Source organism: Novosphingobium sp. FSW06-99, from assembly GCF_001519065.1.
Lineage (GTDB): Bacteria > Pseudomonadota > Alphaproteobacteria > Sphingomonadales > Sphingomonadaceae > Novosphingobium.
Window position 1 is genome coordinate 215952 of the sequence record NZ_KQ954254.1, and the last position, 16337, is coordinate 232288.

Annotated in this window: 14 protein-coding genes; 8 read left to right on the plus strand and 6 right to left on the minus strand. The window is 65.5% G+C overall.

The genetic code is table 11. The features are described from left to right. Positions 1-59: 59 nt before the first annotated feature. Both AQZ49_RS07790 and AQZ49_RS07795 read left to right on the plus strand, forming a co-directional pair. Positions 60-4742, plus strand: a complete 4683-nt coding sequence (locus tag AQZ49_RS07790) for an NAD-glutamate dehydrogenase domain-containing protein (protein WP_067614673.1) — start codon at positions 60-62, stop codon at positions 4740-4742. A 97-nt stretch (positions 4743-4839) separates the two neighbouring features. Continuing rightward, on the plus strand, positions 4840-6060 hold the full coding sequence (locus AQZ49_RS07795) for an NAD(P)/FAD-dependent oxidoreductase (protein ID WP_067614675.1): 1221 nt from the start codon (positions 4840-4842) through the stop codon (positions 6058-6060). Positions 6061-6087: 27 nt separating this feature from the next. On the opposite strand, the gene queG is transcribed toward AQZ49_RS07795, so the two are convergent. Beyond that, positions 6088-7140 carry a tRNA epoxyqueuosine(34) reductase QueG gene (gene queG / locus AQZ49_RS07800; RefSeq protein WP_369819093.1) on the minus strand — a complete coding sequence of 351 codons (1053 nt, stop codon included), beginning with the start codon at positions 7138-7140 and terminating at the stop codon, positions 6088-6090. A gap of 72 nt (positions 7141-7212) precedes the next feature. Between queG and AQZ49_RS07805 the strand changes: the two genes are divergently transcribed. The 3 genes from AQZ49_RS07805 to AQZ49_RS07815 all read left to right on the plus strand — a co-directional run bounded on the left by AQZ49_RS07805 (position 7213) and on the right by AQZ49_RS07815 (position 10843). After that, positions 7213-8229 (plus strand): ABC transporter ATP-binding protein, encoded by a 1017-nt coding sequence (locus AQZ49_RS07805; protein WP_369819103.1) that lies wholly within the window; start codon positions 7213-7215, stop codon positions 8227-8229. Further along, positions 8230-9426, plus strand: coding sequence for an ABC transporter permease (locus tag AQZ49_RS07810; protein WP_067614679.1), 1197 nt, complete (start codon positions 8230-8232; stop codon positions 9424-9426). A gap of 82 nt (positions 9427-9508) precedes the next feature. Then, positions 9509-10843, plus strand: a complete 1335-nt coding sequence (locus AQZ49_RS07815; protein WP_067614682.1) for a cytochrome P450 — start codon at positions 9509-9511, stop codon at positions 10841-10843. Between the two features lie 186 nt (positions 10844-11029). On the opposite strand, the gene rpmB is transcribed toward AQZ49_RS07815, so the two are convergent. Beyond that, positions 11030-11320, minus strand: coding sequence for a 50S ribosomal protein L28 (gene rpmB, locus AQZ49_RS07820; RefSeq protein WP_067614685.1), 291 nt, complete (start codon positions 11318-11320; stop codon positions 11030-11032). A 114-nt stretch (positions 11321-11434) separates the two neighbouring features. Between rpmB and AQZ49_RS07825 the strand changes: the two genes are divergently transcribed. Beyond that, a complete protein-coding gene (locus AQZ49_RS07825) occupies positions 11435-11893 on the plus strand; it encodes a nucleoside deaminase (RefSeq protein WP_197410973.1) in 459 nt (152 codons plus the stop codon). Here AQZ49_RS07825 and AQZ49_RS07830 read toward each other — a convergent pair. Continuing rightward, positions 11890-12606, minus strand: coding sequence for a ribonuclease T2 family protein (locus tag AQZ49_RS07830; RefSeq protein ID WP_067614689.1), 717 nt, complete (start codon positions 12604-12606; stop codon positions 11890-11892). The genes AQZ49_RS07825 and AQZ49_RS07830 overlap by 4 nt on opposite strands. Beyond that, positions 12603-13490, minus strand: coding sequence for a carboxylating nicotinate-nucleotide diphosphorylase (gene nadC / locus AQZ49_RS07835; RefSeq protein WP_067614691.1), 888 nt, complete (start codon positions 13488-13490; stop codon positions 12603-12605). Before nadC ends, AQZ49_RS07830 begins: the two co-directional genes overlap by 4 nt. 291 nt (positions 13491-13781) lie before the next feature. Between nadC and AQZ49_RS07840 the strand changes: the two genes are divergently transcribed. Together AQZ49_RS07840 and AQZ49_RS07845 are read left to right on the plus strand one after the other, a co-directional pair. Then, on the plus strand, positions 13782-14114 hold the full coding sequence (locus tag AQZ49_RS07840; RefSeq protein WP_067614693.1) for a hypothetical protein: 333 nt from the start codon (positions 13782-13784) through the stop codon (positions 14112-14114). Then, complete coding sequence (locus AQZ49_RS07845; RefSeq protein ID WP_067614695.1) at positions 14114-14320, plus strand: hypothetical protein; 207 nt, start codon at positions 14114-14116, stop codon at positions 14318-14320. The genes AQZ49_RS07840 and AQZ49_RS07845 overlap by 1 nt, the downstream gene beginning before the upstream one ends. A gap of 12 nt (positions 14321-14332) precedes the next feature. On the opposite strand, the gene AQZ49_RS07850 is transcribed toward AQZ49_RS07845, so the two are convergent. After that, the gene (locus AQZ49_RS07850) at positions 14333-15130 is read right to left on the minus strand and encodes a LytR/AlgR family response regulator transcription factor (RefSeq protein WP_028641071.1); all 798 of its coding nucleotides are present in this window, start codon (positions 15128-15130) and stop codon (positions 14333-14335) included. Between the two features lie 31 nt (positions 15131-15161). Further along, entirely contained in the window at positions 15162-16334 is a 1173-nt protein-coding gene (locus tag AQZ49_RS07855; RefSeq protein WP_067614697.1) for a sensor histidine kinase, read from the minus strand. Positions 16335-16337 lie beyond the last annotated feature (3 nt).

Consider the following 16337-nt stretch of genomic DNA (forward strand, 5'->3'; position numbering starts at 1 on the left):
TTATAAAATATAATTATACGTTCCTGTAATCATCGCAGGCCTGCGCGGGAAGGAACCCTATGTCAACGCTGTCTGATACCGTCTTGTCCGGCACCGCGCTCGAAGCGAGCCTGGCCGGGCGTTTTGCCGATTCGCTGCTGCCCTCCGACGCGGTCGATTTCGATCCCGCGCGGCTGGCCGAAGCCGCCCGCTTTACCATGCGCGCGGCCGCCCGGCGCAAGGGCGCCGATCCGTCGCTGGCGATCGAGAGCGTCGCCGGAACGGGCGCTTCCCCACGTTTCCTGCGCATCGCGGTGGTCAACGACGACATGCCGTTTCTGGTCGATTCGGTCTGTGCCACGGTTACCCAGCATGGTCTGGCGATCGATCGCCTGGTGCATCCGGTGGTGGCGGTGCGGCGTGCAGCCGACGGCCGGTTGGTGGCGCTGCCCGAGGGCGAGGCGATCGGCGAACTGCGCGAATCGATCATCTATCTGGAAACCGAACGCGTCGATGCGCGCACCCGCCGCGCGCTGGTCGAGGCGCTGCATCGCACGCTCGGTGATGTCCATGCCGCCGTCGCCGACTGGCCGCGCATGCAGGCGGCCATGCTTGAAGACGCGCGCACGCTGGCCGATGCCGAAGCGGCGGCGCTGATGCGCTGGCTGGCCGATGGCATGTTGACCCAACTGGGCCGCGTGGTGCGTCACCGCGACGGTCGGATCGAGGATGCTCTGGGCATTTGCCGTGCCAGCCCGACACCGCTGCTCAGCAAGGGGTCGTACGGCCGCGCCTTTGCCTATTTCGACCATGCCGGGGAAACCGGCCTGCCCGCGCGCACGCCGCTGGTGGTCAAGGCCAACCGCACATCGCGTGTGCACCGCGCCGTGCCGCTCGATCTGTTCATCGTGCCGGTGTCCGAAAAAGGGCGGATCGTCGCGCTGTCGGTGCATGCCGGGGTATGGACGAGCAATGCGCTGTCCGCCGCGCCCGATCGCGTGCCGCTGATGCGCAGCCAGTTGGAGGATCTCAGCAGTCGGCTGGGCGTGTCGCCGCAAAGCCATGCTGGCAAGGCGCTGGTCCATGCGCTGACCGCGCTTCCGCACGATCTGCTGATCAGCTTTGCCGACGATGATCTCGAACGCATTGCCACCACCATGATGAGCCTGGTCGATCGGCCGCGCCCGCGCCTGGAACTCGTCCCGGCGATGCTGCGGCGCCATCTCTATGCCTTTGTGTGGTTGCCGCGCGATGCGCAATCGACCGAAGTGCGCGAACGCGTGCGCGCGATGCTGGAAAACGCGATCGGCGCGCAAGTGATCGACTGGAGCCTGCAAGTCGATGCCAACGCGCTGGCGATCAACCGCTTTGTGCTCGATATCCGCGAAGGCAGCCTGGAGCCCGATGCCGTCGCGCTCGATCATGCGTTGCAGGCGATGGTGCGCGGCTGGGAAACCGCAGTCGAAGCCGAACTCGCCCGGTCCGAAGATCCCTCGCGCGCGGCGGCGATCGCCGGGCGTTATGCCGATGCCTTTCCGGTCGGCTATCGCCACGCCTATGGCCCGGTCGAGGCGGCGGACGATATCCGCGCGCTGCGCGTGCTGCATGCCCCCGACGCACCGCGCCGCGCGGCGCGGTTGCACCGGCTGGGCGCCGAAGAAGACGTACGGCTGAAACTCTATCAGCGCGATGGCGCAATCGTGCTGTCGGATGCGGTGCCGGTGCTGGAAAACTTTGGCTTCAAGGTGCTGCAGGAAGTCCCGACCGCGCTGGCGAACGGCAAGCTGGGCTATATTCATGATTTCCTGGTCACTTTGCCCGGCGATGGCGAAGTCGACAGCCTGCTTGCGCGCAAGGCCGAGATCGAGGAGGCGCTGGCCGCCGTGCTCAACGGCAGCGCTGAAAACGACGGTTTCAACCGGCTGATCACCACGGTCGGGCTGGTGCCGCACCAGGCCAACTGGTTGCGTGCATGGTATCGCTATTTGCGCCAGACCGGGGTGACCGTCGATCTGGCCGGCGCGGTGGCCACGCTGCGCCGCGCGGGCGATGTGACGCGCGCGCTGATCGCGCTGTTTGTCGCGCGCCACGATCCGGCCTTTGATGGCGACCGCGAGGCCGGCGCCGAAGCGGCCGAGGCAGCGATTCGCGCAGGGCTGGCCAATGTGCCCGCGATCAGCGACGACCGGTTGCTGCGCGCGTTCCATGCCGCAGTGGCGGCAATCTTGCGCACCAATGCGTTTGCTCCGGCGGGGCACGAGGCGCTGGCGTTCAAGATCGATTCGGCGGCGGTACCCGGCCTGCCGCGCCCGGTGCCGTGGCGCGAGATCTTTGTCTATTCGGCGCGAGTCGAAGGCATCCATCTGCGCGCCGGGGCGATTGCGCGCGGCGGTTTGCGCTGGTCCGACCGGCGCGACGATTTCCGCACCGAAGTGCTGGGGTTGATGAAGGCGCAGCGCGTCAAGAACGCGGTGATCGTGCCGACCGGGGCCAAAGGCGGGTTCTATCCGAAGCACCTGCCCGATCCGGTGCGCGATCGCGACGGCTGGCTGGCCGAAGGGCGCGGCAGTTACCAGGTGTTCATCCGCGCGCTGTTGTCGTTGACCGACAATCTGGTCGCGGGTGACGTGGTGCATCCCGCCGATGTCGTAGTCCACGATGGCGAAGATCCCTATTTCGTGGTGGCCGCCGATAAGGGCACCGCGACATTTTCCGACATCGCCAACGCCATTGCCGAAGAACACGGCTTCTGGCTCGACGATGCTTTCGCCAGCGGCGGGTCGAAGGGCTATGACCACAAGGCGATGGGCATCACCGCGCGGGGCGCGTGGATTTCGGTGCAGCGCCATTTCCGCGAACTGGGCGTCGATGTGCAGACCGACCCGGTGCGGGTGATCGGCGTGGGCGACATGTCGGGCGACGTGTTCGGCAACGGCATGCTGCTCAGCCGGTCGATCCGGCTGGTGGCGGCGTTCGACCATCGCCACATCTTCCTTGACCCCGATCCCGATCCGGCGCTGTCGTGGGCCGAACGGGCGCGGCTGTTTGCGCTGCCCCGGTCAAGCTGGGACGATTATGACCGCAGCCTGATCTCCGCAGGCGGCGGGATCTATCCACGCAGCCTCAAGGCGATCCCGCTGTCCGAACAGGTGCGCGCGCTGCTGGGCCTGCCGGTGTCGGAAATCGACCCCGAATCGCTGATTTCGACGATCCTCGAAGCGCAAGTCGATTTGCTGTGGTTTGGCGGCATCGGCACTTATGTGCGCGCCAGCCAGGAAAACAACGTGACGGTGGGCGACCCCGCCAACGACACGGTGCGCGTCCCTGCCACGGCGGTGCGCGCGCGGGTGGTTGGCGAAGGTGCCAATCTGGGCATGACCCAGGCCGCGCGGATCGAGTTTTCGACCCATGGCGGGCGCGTCAACACCGATTTCATCGACAATTCGGCCGGGGTCGATTGCTCGGACAACGAAGTCAACATCAAGATCGCGCTGGCCGCGGCCAAGCGGTCGGGGCGGCTGGATGAAGCAGCGCGCGTGCGTCTGCTGGTCGAGATGACCGACGCCGTGTCCGATCTGGTGCTGGCCGACAACCGGTTGCAGGCGCTGGCGCTGTCGGTGACCGAGCGCGGCGGCGCGGCGGTGGTGCCCGCGCTGTCGCGGCTGATCGACGTGCTCGAAGATGCGGGCGAACTCGATCGCGCCAACGAAGGCCTGGCCGAACCCGAAGACTATGCCCGCCGCGCGGCCTCGGGCCATGGCTTTACGCGGCCCGAACTGGCGGTGATCCTGTCGACTGCCAAGCTGGCCTTGCAGCGCGCGCTGGAAGACAGCGAAGTGGTCGACGATGCTGTGCTGGAAAGCGAGCTGGTCGCGGCATTTCCGCCCGCGATGCACGAAGCGTTCGAAACCGAGATCGTCCACCACCGCCTGCGCCGCGAAATCATCGCGACCAAGCTGTCGAACCGGATCATCAACCGGTTGGGTGCGGTGCATCTGTTCGAACTGGTCGAAGAAGAAGGGTGCAGCCTGGCGCAAGTCGCGGCGGCATTTGTCGCCGCCGAACGCCTGCTCGATTGCACCACCACCTGGGACATGCTCGACCGGGCGGAGATGGCCGAAGACGCGCGGCTGGCGATGTATGATCGCACCGCGCGGGCGCTGCGCGGCCATATCGCCGACGTGCTGCGCGCCGGGCGTGGCACCCAGCGGATCGACGATCTGATCGAGGATCTGGCGGGCGGCGTCGGGTTGCTGTCGCACACCGCCGCCGAACTGTTGCGCGGCGAGGCGCAGGCCGAAGGGCGCCGTCTGGCCGCCGACCTGGCCGCAGCGGGCATCCCGGGTGATATCGCCGCGCGGGTGGTCCATCTCTATGACATGGATGGCGCGATCGGCCTTGCGCATCTGGCGGCCGAACGGCAAGTCGATGCAACCGCGCTGACCGGCGCCTTTGCCGATCTGGGCCAGGCGTTGGGGCTCGACTGGGCGCAGCAGGCGGCCAGCCGTGCCTCACCCTCCGATCCATGGGAACGCCTGCTGGTGGCGGGTCTGGCGCGCGATTTCCAGCAGATGCGGCTGGAATTCCTGGCGCGCGCGGGACAGGCCGACCCGGCCACGCACACCGCGACCTGGTTGACCACGCATGCCGGGCCGGTGGCGCAATTCCGTGCCTTGATTGCCCGGGCGCAGGCCAGCGGTGCGGCGGCCCCGGCGATGCTGGCACAACTGGCCGGGCAGGCGCGCACGTTATTGATGCGATAATACTTGCCGATCGCGGACATTTTTGGTCGCGATCGGTTGACGCGCCGCAGCTTTTGTCCAAATCCGGCAATCCGGGTTTGGGCAAAAGGCGTGTGCAATGGCAGATGTGGTAATCGTTGGGGCCGGACATGGTGGGGCGCAAGTCGCGATCGCGCTGCGCCAGAACCAGTTCGCCGGATCGATCCGGGTGATCGGGCGCGAGCCGGAATTTCCCTACGAACGCCCGCCGCTGTCCAAGGAATATCTCGCCCGCGACAAGACGTTTGACCGCATCATGATTCGCCCGGCGGCGTTCTGGGCGGACAAAGCGATTGATTTCACGCTGGGCAGCGAAGTTGTCGCGGTCGATCCGGTGGCGCAGACGGTGACCACCGATTCAGACGAGACCATCGCCTATGGCGCATTGGTCTGGGCGACCGGGGGCGATCCGCGCCGCCTGACGCTCGACGGGCATGATCTGGCCGGCGTGCATGCGGTGCGCACGCGTGCCGATGCCGACCGCCTGATGGCCGAACTCGACGCCGGGGCGAACCGGGCGGTGGTGATCGGTGGCGGCTATATCGGGCTCGAAGCCGCCGCCGTGCTGACCAAGTTCGGGGTGCATGTGACTTTGCTCGAAGCGCTGCCGCGCGTGCTGGCGCGCGTGGCGGGCGAGGCGCTGTCGGCCTTCTATGAAGCCGAACACCGCGCGCATGGCGTCGATCTGCGCACCAATGTGGCGGTGGCCGCGCTTGAAGGCGCCGATGACAAAGTGACCGGGGTGCGGCTGGCCGATGGCGAAGTGCTGCCGGCCGACATCGTCATCGTTGGGATCGGCATCATCCCCGCCATTGCGCCGCTGCTGGCCGCCGGTACCAAAGGTGGCAACGGTATCGAGGTCGATGATCTGTGCCGCACCAGCCTGCCCAATGTCTATGCCATCGGCGACTGCGCCGCGCATGCCAACAGCTATGCCGACGGCGCCACGATCCGCCTCGAATCGGTGCAGAACGCCAACGATCAGGGCACTTGCGTGGCGCGGGCGATCACCGGCAACCCGGTGCCCTACAAGGCGGTGCCGTGGTTCTGGTCCAACCAGTATGACTTGCGCCTGCAGACCGTCGGCCTGTCGATCGGCCACGATGCCACCGTCACGCGCGGCGATCCGGCGGCACGCAGCTTTTCGGTGATCTACCTCAAACAGGGCCGCGTGATCGCGCTCGACTGTGTGAACGCGGTCAAGGACTATGTGCAGGGCAAGAAACTGGTCGAAACCGGCGCGGTGATCGCACCCGAACGGCTGGCCGATACCAGCGTCCTCCTCAAGGAACTCGCCTGAATCCTCCCCGGCACGGGGAGGATTTCGCTATGGCACCGGCAGGGCGCTGATCAGGCGGTCGAGCGCCCAGTCGGCGGCATCGGCCACCACCGGGTCGGGATCGTTCAACAGGCGCTGCACCGGCGCAAACAGCGTGGCATCGCCGCTGTTGCCCGCCGCATAGAGGCAATTGCGGACAAACCGGTTGCGCCCGATGCGCTTGATCGGTGATCCCGAAAACAGCGCGCGAAACCCCGCATCGTCGAGCATCAGCAGATCGCCCAGACGCGGCGCGGTCAGTTCGGCGCGCGGCAGGAATGCGCGATTCGCCGCTGCGGCCTGGGCAAACGAATTCCACGGGCACACCGCCAGACAATCGTCGCAGCCATAGATGCGGTTGCCCAGTGCGGCGCGAAATTCGTGGTCGATCGGCCCCTTGTGCTCGATCGTCAGATACGACACGCAACGCCGCGCATCGAGCCGGTAGGGCGCAGGGAACGCCTGGGTGGGGCAGGCGGTCTGGCAAGCGGTGCACGATCCGCAGCGATCGGCGTGGGGTGCGTCGGCGGGTAGCGGCAACGTGGTGTAGATTGCGCCCAGAAACAGCCACGACCCGTGCGTGCGGCTGACCAGATTGGTGTGTTTGCCCTGCCAGCCGAGCCCCGCCGCTTCGCCCAGCGGCTTTTCCATCACCGGCGCGGTGTCGACGAACACTTTGACCCCCGCATCGGGGTCTTGCGCAACGATCCAGCGGGCCAGCGCCTTCAGCGCGCGCTTGACCACGTCGTGATAGTCCCCGCCCTGGGCATAGACCGAGATCCGTGCCCGATCGGCCACGCGGTCCAGCGCCAGCGGGTCGGCGGCGGGGGCATAGCTCATGCCCAGCGCGATCACGCTTTGCGCCTGGGGCCACAGGCCCTGGGGCGAACGGCGATGGTCGAGGCGCGTCTCCATCCATTCCATCGTGCCGTGGCAGCCTTCGCCCAGCCACTGTTCCAGCCGCGCGGCGCGCAGGGGGTCTTCACGCGCGTCGGCAAAGCCGCAGGCGGCAAAGCCCAGCGCGCGCGCCTCGTTCCTGATCCTTTGGGCAAATGCTGACACGTCGTTAACCAAACTTGCTGCCCCGTCCGTTCATCGCCTAGAGTTAATGCGCAGGTCATGAGATACGAACCAATGGCAAGCTTTGTGGGGGAAACGTCGGCAATGGGCAATGCCGCGCCGGACCTCGCGATCGAGGCACGCGGGCTGGTCAAACGCTTCGATGGTACGATTGCCGTCGATGGCGTCGACATTTCGGTGCCGCGCGGGGCGATCTATGGCGTGCTCGGCCCCAACGGCGCGGGCAAGACCACCACGCTGCGCATGTTGCTGGGGATCATCGATCCCGATCAGGGCTATCGCCGTGTGCTGGGCAGCGAACGACCGACCGAAGTCGCCCGCCGCATCGGCTATCTGCCCGAAGAGCGCGGGCTCTATCCCTCGATGAAGGCGTTCGAGGCGATCGCGTTCCTGGCCGCGCTGCGCGGGGTGCCGCTGGCCGAAGGGCGCCGCCGTGCGCGCCAGATGCTCGACGAGTATGGTCTGGGTCATGCCGCCGACCGCCAGATCCGCCAGTTGTCCAAGGGCATGGCGCAGCAGGTGCAATTGATCGGCACGCTGATCCACAATCCCGATCTGGTTGTGCTGGATGAACCGTTTTCCGGGCTCGATGCGCTTAACCAGGGGCGGCTTGAGCAACTGATCCGCGGCCTTGCGGCGCGCGGGGCGACCGTGCTGTTTTCCACCCATGTCATCGCCCATGCCGAACGGATGTGCGACCAGGTGGCGATCATCGCCGGGGGCAAAGTGCCATTTGCCGGCCCGGTCGATGTCGCGCGCGACCGCTTGCGCCCGCAAGTGCGGCTGGAAACGCGCGTCGCCGATGGCGGCTGGCGCGCCGCGCTGCCCGCCGACGCGCGCTGCGATGTGAAGGCCGGGGGCAATGCGTTCTGGTATTTCACGTTGCCCGAAACCGGGGTCGAGCCGCTGTTGCGCGCGCTGATCGAGGGCAATGCGGGCATCCTCAGCCTGTCGATCGAACGCGCCGGGCTGCACGATGCGTTTGTTGCCATCGCCGGAGAGGCGGCGGCGCGCGCGCTGGAGGAAAACCGCGAAGAGGTCGAAGCGACTGGCCGAAAGGGGCGCCGTTAAATGATACCCGAACGTTTGCGCGCCGCCTGGGTGATTGCCCGCCGCGATTTCGTCGCCGTGGTGTTTTCCAAGGCATTCATCTTCTTTCTGCTCGGCCCACTGTTCCCGATCATCGTCGGTTTTTTCGCAGGGATGATCGGCGCCAGCGTGCAGCACGATCTCGACAAGGCGGTGATCGGCATCGCCATGCCCGCGCAGCAGGGTGACCAATTGGTCGCCGCGCGCGCCGCGATGGTCGACAAGATGCCGGGCGGCGCGCCCGATTTCGAGGTGATCGCGCGCACCGAACCCGGCGCCACGTTCGATGCCCGCGCCGTGCTCAAGCGCCGCCAGTTGGCCGCCGTGGTGACCGGCACGCTCGACGCGCCGGTGCTGACCGCGCCGCAGGGGCGGGCGGATGAATGGCGCGGGATGATCGCGCTGTTTGCGGCGCGCGCGCGCTCGGGCGAACCTGTGGCGATGCCTGCGGTGCGCACCGATGTGGTGGTGACCACCGCCGCGCACGAACACAATGGCCAGGTGGTGACCGCCCAGGCCGGGCAATTGCTGCTGTTCCTGCTGACGATGCTGCTGGCGGGCATGGTGCTGTCCAATCTGGTGGAGGAAAAGGCCAACAAGATCATCGAAGTGCTGGCCGCCTCGATCCCGATGGACGCGCTGTTTCTGGGCAAGCTGTTTGCGATGCTGGCGGTCAGCATGGTCGGCATTGCGGTGTGGGGCTGTGGCTATGGCATGATGGTGGTGTTCGGCATGCGCACGATCCCGCTGCTGGCCACGCCGGCGGTCGGCTGGCCGCTGTTCCTGGGGCTGGGCTTTGTCTATTTCGCGATGGCCTATCTGCTGCTGGGATCGATGTTCCTGGCGATCGGCGGCATGGCCAACACCGTGCGCGAAGTGCAGACGCTGTCGATGCCCGCAACGATGCTGCAATTGATCGTGTTCTTCCTTGCCAGCTTTGCCCTGTCGCGGCCGGGCACGGTGCTGGAAACCGTGGCGCAAGTGTTTCCGATCAGTTCGCCATACGCCATGCTGGCCTATGCGGCGGAACATTCCGCGCTGATGCCGCATGTCCTCGCGCTGGCCTGGCAGGGCCTGTGCGTGGTGCTGATGGTGCGTGGCGGGGCGCTGCTGTTCCGGCGTTCGGTTATGAAATCGGGCCCGGCAAAGCCGCGCCGGAACAAGGTGCAGCCCGCCTGAATTGCTTATTGACATCAATGTAGGTTATGGGAATAGTGCGGGCACAAAGGGGCAGGTTCAAGCCCCTGCCGGAGGATTCCAGATGGCCACGCAGCTTGCCCCCGCCGCCGACTTTACCTATCGCACCGCGCCCACCGCCAACCAGGCGTTCGAACAATGGCTGCGCGCCAATCCGCAGGCGCGCCCGGTGCACACCCATCCCTGGGATGTCAGCCGGTCCGACATCTATCTGAACGACACTTGGGGCTCGATCTTTGCGCAGATGCGCGCGCAGGCGCCAGTCAACAAAGTGACCGGCACGCCCTATGGCGATTACTGGAACGTCACCTCGCACAAGGCGGTGCTCCACGTCGAGTCGCTGCCCGAACTGTTTTCATCGTCGTGGAAACACGGCGGCATCACCATCGGCGATCCGCCGGCCGATATCCCGCCTGAAGTGCTGGCCGAACGCCAGTTGCCGATGTTCATCGCAATGGACCGGCCCGAACACACCGGCCAACGCCGCACAGTCGCGCCCGCGTTCACCCCGGCCGAAATCGTGCGGATGGAAAGCGAGATCCGCCAGCGTACCGCGCATCTGCTCGACACGCTGCCGATCGGGGAACAGTTCGACTGGGTCGACAAAGTCTCGATCGAGCTGACCACCGGCATGCTGGCGATCCTGTTCGGGTTTCCCTGGGATGATCGCCGCCTGCTGACATTCTGGTCCGACTGGGCGGGCGATGTCGAATTGACGCTGGCGCGCGATCTGACCGACGAACGCCATGCCATCCTGCAGGAAATGGCACGCTATTTCGGCCTGTTGTGGATGGGCCGCATGGGGCAGGCGCCCAGCCCCGACCTGATCTCGATGATGATCCATTCGCCCGCGATGAACAACATGAGCCCGCAGGAATTCATGGGCAATCTGGTGCTGCTGATCGTCGGCGGCAACGACACCACGCGCAACACGATGTCGGGCATCATCCACGCACTGCACACATTTCCCGATCAGCGCGCGATTCTCGAAAGCGATCCCTCGCTGATCCCCAACACGGTGCAGGAATGCCTGCGCTATGTTACCCCGCTGGCGCATATGCGGCGCACCGCGACCGCCGATACCGATTTGTTCGGCCACCAGATCGCCGCCGGAGACAAAGTGGTGATGTGGTATCTGTCGGCCAACCGTGACGAGACGGTGTTTGAAAATCCCGACAAGCTGATCGTCACGCGGGCCAACGCGCGGCGGCATCTGTCGTTTGGCCACGGCATCCACCGCTGTGTCGGGGCACGGCTGGCCGAACTGCAATTGCGCGTGCTGCTGGAGGAAATGCACGAACGGCGACTGCGCGTCCATGTGACGGGCGGGGTCGAACGCGTGCGCGCCAACTTCGTCCATGGGTTCCGTCGTCTGGAAGTCACGGCTGAACGGTATTGAACCGGTAACGGGGCGGGGCAGTCATCTGGCATTCATCGCGGGGCCGCCATTCGGCGGATGTCCCGCGGTTGGATTGACTGCCCCCCCGACCCTGGTCCGCCGCGGGACACACCGATCCCCAACGCAAAAAGCCCCGCCAAGGCGGGGCTTTTTTTCATTGTCTTGCGCGGCAACGCGCAAGACAATTCAGGCGGCGGTGGCGACGGCCTTCTTCAGATCGCGCTTCACCTTGACGGCGCGCGGGCTGAGGTTGTCGTCGCTGGTCTTCAGCAGCCAGTTGTCCAGCCCGCCGTTGTGTTCGACCGAACGCAGACCGTGCGTCGACACGCGGAACTTGAAGCTGCGGTCGAGCTTTTCCGACATCAGCGTGACGTTCTGCAGGTTGGGCAGGAACAGACGCTTGGTCTTGTTGTTGGCGTGGCTCACATTGTGACCGACTTGGCGGCCCTTACCGGTCAGTTCGCAGATGCGCGACATGGCTGAAAACTCGCTTGTGTTCGTAGGGTGTGAATCTGGAAAAGGGGCCCATATCGATTCAGCGGGCGAAGTCAAGGATTCGCGCACGGGCTTCGCACATGCTAGCGCAATTCGATGACGTCTCGCTGGCCCTTGCCCGAACCGATGCGCCGCGCGCTCGACCTTGCCGCCGCCGCCGCTGTGCACGATGCCGTGCCGATCGGCGCGGTGGTGGTCAAGGACGGCGCGATCGTGGCCGAGGCGCACAATGGCCCGCGCGAGTGTCATGACCCCACCGCCCATGCCGAAATCCTGGCGATTCGCGCCGCCGCGCAGGCGCTGGGGCGCGACCGGCTCGATGGCTGCGACTTGTGGGTCACGCTCGAACCCTGCGCGATGTGCGCAGGCGCGATCGTCCATGCCCGCATCGCCCGCGTCTATTATGCCGCGCCCGATCCCAAAGGCGGCGCGGTGGAACACGGCGCACGGGTGTTCGATCAGCCCACCGCACTACATCGCCCCGAAGTCTATGCCGGGCTGGGCGAAGCCGAAGCCGCGGCACAGTTGCGCAGTTTCTTCCACCAGCGGCGTTAAGATGCGGGCGGCGTAATCCGCAGCTCTGCGCTGTCCGGCGGGGTAAGCAACTCGCACCGTGCGGGGTGCATCGTGCGATCGTGGCACAAGTGCAGTTCCTGCAGGGCCGTCCCCTCGCGCACCAGCAGGCCGATCGATTCGCGCGGATAGCGCGGGTTGGCTTCGGCAAAGGCGCGGCGCAAATCGCCTGCGGTCAGGTGCGGGCGTTTCGCCAGCGCGGCCATGTCGGGAAAGTGCAGCGCGTGGAACATCGCCGAACTTTGCGCGAAATAGGCCTGCGGGCTGGCCGCCATGCAGGTGCCGTGCTTGGCCCATTCGTGCGCGATCAGCGCGGGGCTGGGCGTGGTACACAACATCTGCCGCGTCACGCTGGCGGGCACCTGGGTGGTCGCGGGCGGCACAGCCGGGCACCATTGCGGCCATGTGCCGTGTGCCGCATCGGGCCACAGCCCGTGCAAGACAAAGCCGAACCGCGCGGCCTTGCCATGGCATTCGAACGTGGCATCGGCATCGCCCGCATGCGTTTCGCAAAAGTCGGGCGCCCAGATCAGCGACAGGACATAGCTGGTGATCGGCAAGCGGCGTACCGGCCCGTCGGGCACGGCGGCGGGCGGCGCGGCGACGGTATCGGGCGCCTGGCACGCCAGCGGTTGCGCCAGTGCCGCCGGGGCGGCGCTGGCCAGCAGGGCGAGGGAGAGGATTTTCGCGATCATAGCGGGGTGAAATCCAGGCCGATGTCGGCGGCTGGCGCGCTTTGCGTCAGGCGTCCGACCGAAATGTAATCGACGCCGGTGGCGGCAATCGCGCCGATCGTATCGAGCCGCACGCCCCCCGATGCCTCGCACGGCACGCGCCCGGCCACGATCGCCAGTGCCGCGCGCAGCATGTCGGGCCCCATGTTGTCGAGCAGCAGGCGTGTCGCCCCGGCGGTCAGCGCGGGCTCGATCTGGTCGATCCGGTCGACTTCGCAGATCACCTCGCGCACGCCTGCGCCGAGCGCGCGGCGCACCGCCTCGCCCACACCGCCCGCCACGGCAACATGGTTGTCCTTGATCATCGCCGCATCCCACAGCCCCATGCGATGGTTGTGCCCGCCGCCGGTGCGCACCGCATACTTTTCCAGCACGCGCAGGCCGGGAATGGTCTTGCGCGTATCGAGCAGCCGCGCGCGCGTATCGCCCATGGCATCGACATAAGTGCGCGTCAGCGTGGCGATCCCGGTCAGGTGCTGAACGGTGTTGAGCGCGCTGCGCTCGGCGGTCAGCAGCGCGCGGGCCTGCCCGGCGATGCGCATCAGCGCGGTGCCTGGCGCAACGCGCGCGCCTTCGTCCACCAGCAGTTCGATGTCCGCTGCGGGATCGAGCGCGCGGAAGAACGCGGCGGCAATCGGCAGGCCGCACACGCTGATCGCATCGCGGCTGTCCATCACCCCGGCAAAGCACGCGTCGGCCGGGATCACGCTGGCGCTGGTGACATCCAGCCCGCCGCCGGGCAGCCCTTCGCCAAGATCTTCGGCGAACGTGTTCGCGACAAAGGCATCGAGGTCGAAACCGGGCAGGGTGAAACTGTCATGATTGGTATTGTAGACCGTCGCCATGGGGTCCCCGTTGCATATGGCCGGGCGCCATCGCGCCACTAAAGGCCTGCTACCGGATTCGCGCCTTCGCGGGAATGCCAAACAGGGGTAAAATGCATGCCCGGCGGACCTGGGAGTCTGACTCGAAACGCGCGAAAGGGCGCGTTTCGGGAAGTCGGCACCGGCCCGCTCCCCCACCCGACCACCCAATAACATACACTTACGTGGGTGGTCGGGTGGGGGAGCGGGCCGGTGCCGACTTCCCGAAACGCGAGTTTCGGGTCAGACACTGAGACAACAAGGAGCACAGGCATGGGTGATATGGTGATCGTGGCATACCGGCCCAAACCGGGGTGCGAAGTGGCGCTGATCGATCTGGTGCGCGATCATGTGCCCGATCTGCGCCGTTGGGGCCTTGCCACCGATCGTCCGGCGCTGGCGATGCGCGCGGGCGACGGCACGATTGTCGAAGTGTTCGAATGGTGCGACGGGGCCATTGCCCGCGCGCACGAACATCCCGATGTGCTGGCGATGTGGGGCCGCTATGCGCAAGTGTGCGATTATGTGCCCTTGCGCGATCTGGCCGAGGCGGCGCAGATGTTCGCGCAGTTCGTGCCGATCGATCTTGATGAAGGAAACGGGTGATGGCGCTGGTAGAGGTTTTCGCGGGCGAGGACATGGATCGCCCGCTGTTCGTGGCCGATTTCGCGTTTCTGCCGCGCAGTGGCGATGGCCTGTCGCGCGATACCGAGGGCTATTTCCGCTATTACAACGTGCTCGAGGTCTGGCACCGCCAGGTCGGTGCCAACAATTCCTTCATCGCCTGTCTGCGCGTCGAACAGGTCGATTGACGGCACCGGTGATCAGTGCACGAACCGCGCCACCACATCGCGGTACGATCGGCTTACTTTCACTTCGGCGCCCGATTGCAGCACCAGAAAGCATTCGCCGTTGGTGTGCGGGCGGACCTGGCGCACCTGGTCGAGGTTGACGATCTTTGACCGGTGGACGCGCTGGAACACGCGCGGGTCAAGCCGCCGTTCAAGGTCTTTCATTGTTTCGCGCAGGATCAGCGAATTGTCGCCGGTATAGATGCACATATAGTCGCCGGCGGCCTCGATGCGTTCGATCGAATCGACATCGACGCGAAAGATCTGGCCGCGATCCTTGATGTTGATCAGCTTTTCGAACCGCCCGGCGGCATGTTCGCCATCGTCGACCATTTCGGGCATCGCATCGGGCGCGACTTCGGCCAGCACGTTCTTCAGCTTTTCGACTTCTTCCAGCCCGCGTTTTTCTGCCAGCCGCGTGCGGGCCCGGTCGAGCGCGTCGGCCAGCCGGTCTTCATCGACCGGTTTGAGCAGGTAATCGACCGCGTTGGCTTCGAATGCCTTGAGCGCATGTTCGGAATAGGCGGTCACAAACACGAACAGCGGCGGATCGATTTCCATCACGCCTTTTACCACGCTGAACCCGTCAAAGCCGGGCATCTGGATGTCGAGAAACACCAGATCGGGCTTTTCGGTCTTGATCTTGCGTATGGCTTCGCGCCCGTTGGCGCAAGTGTCGATGATTTCGACATCGGGAAACGCGGCAAGCCGCAGTTGCAGGCCCTGGATGGCCAGCTTTTCATCGTCGACCAGAATAGTACGGATGGTCATGGCGTTTCCTTGGACCGGGCGGGACTTGGCATCATGCGGTGGCGGGGTTTAGCGCAGGATGAACAGATCGCGCCGGAGCGGGGGCCGGTTCCCGCATTTCGAACGGCAATTCGATGGTCACCACAAACCCGCCATCGGCCCCGGTGGAGATGGTGAACCGCTGGCTGTCGCCATAGGCCTGCACCAGCCGGTCGCGGATATTGGCAAGCCCCACCCCGGTCGAGACGGTGCCTGGCCGTTGCTGATCGTGGTTGATCCCGAACAAGTCGGCGGGGTCTTCATCGGGTTCCAGCCCCGGCCCGGTGTCCGACACGACAATCCGCAGCACGGTGCCGATGACATCGGCATGGACGGTGATTTCCGCGCCTTCTTCCAGCGGGCTGACTGCATACTTGATCGCGTTTTCGACCAGCGGTTGCAACAGCAGCGACGGCATCAGGGCGGCCCGGGCGGCATCGTGGATATCGAATCGGGTGCGCAGCCGCTCTTCAAACCGCATGCGCTCAATATCAAGATAGAGTTTCAACGTTTCCACTTCCTGCGCCACGGTCACTTGCGCAGTGGGCTCGTTGATCAGCGTATAGCGCAGGAACGCCGACAGCCGCGACAGCATGGCATTGGCCGGTTCGGTCTGTTTGAGCAGCACCAGCGTGCTGATCGAATTGAGCGTGTTGAACAGGAAATGCGGATTGAGCTGATAGCGCAGCATGGCCAGTTGCGCGCTGGTGGCCTGGTTTTCCAGATGCAGCAACTGGTCGTTCTGTTCTTCGACCTGGATATAGAAATTGATCGCGTAATAGAGCGCCGACCAGGCACCCAGCAGCGTCAGATCGAGATAGAACACCCCCAGGAACAGTTGCGCAAAGCTGGATTCGGCGTTGATGCGATAAAGACTGACCACCCAGGAATCGATAAAGGCATAGAGCCCGACCGCAATCGCCAGCACCACCGACGTGACGCCCCAGGTGATCAGCGCGCGCCGGTTGATCAGCGCGCGATAGATCACCGACAGGATCAGCGAGATCGAAAACCCGGTGATCGTGGCGATGATCACGATGATCAGGAACGACCACGGCACCGCATTGGCCAGGCTGGACATCGCGCGCAGCAACATCGCCCCGCCCCAGCCAAGGAATTGCAGGCGCCAGAACGCACGGTTCTTGTTGCCGAAGAACGGCGTCGGAGGAAGCGGCAGCATGGCCATAAG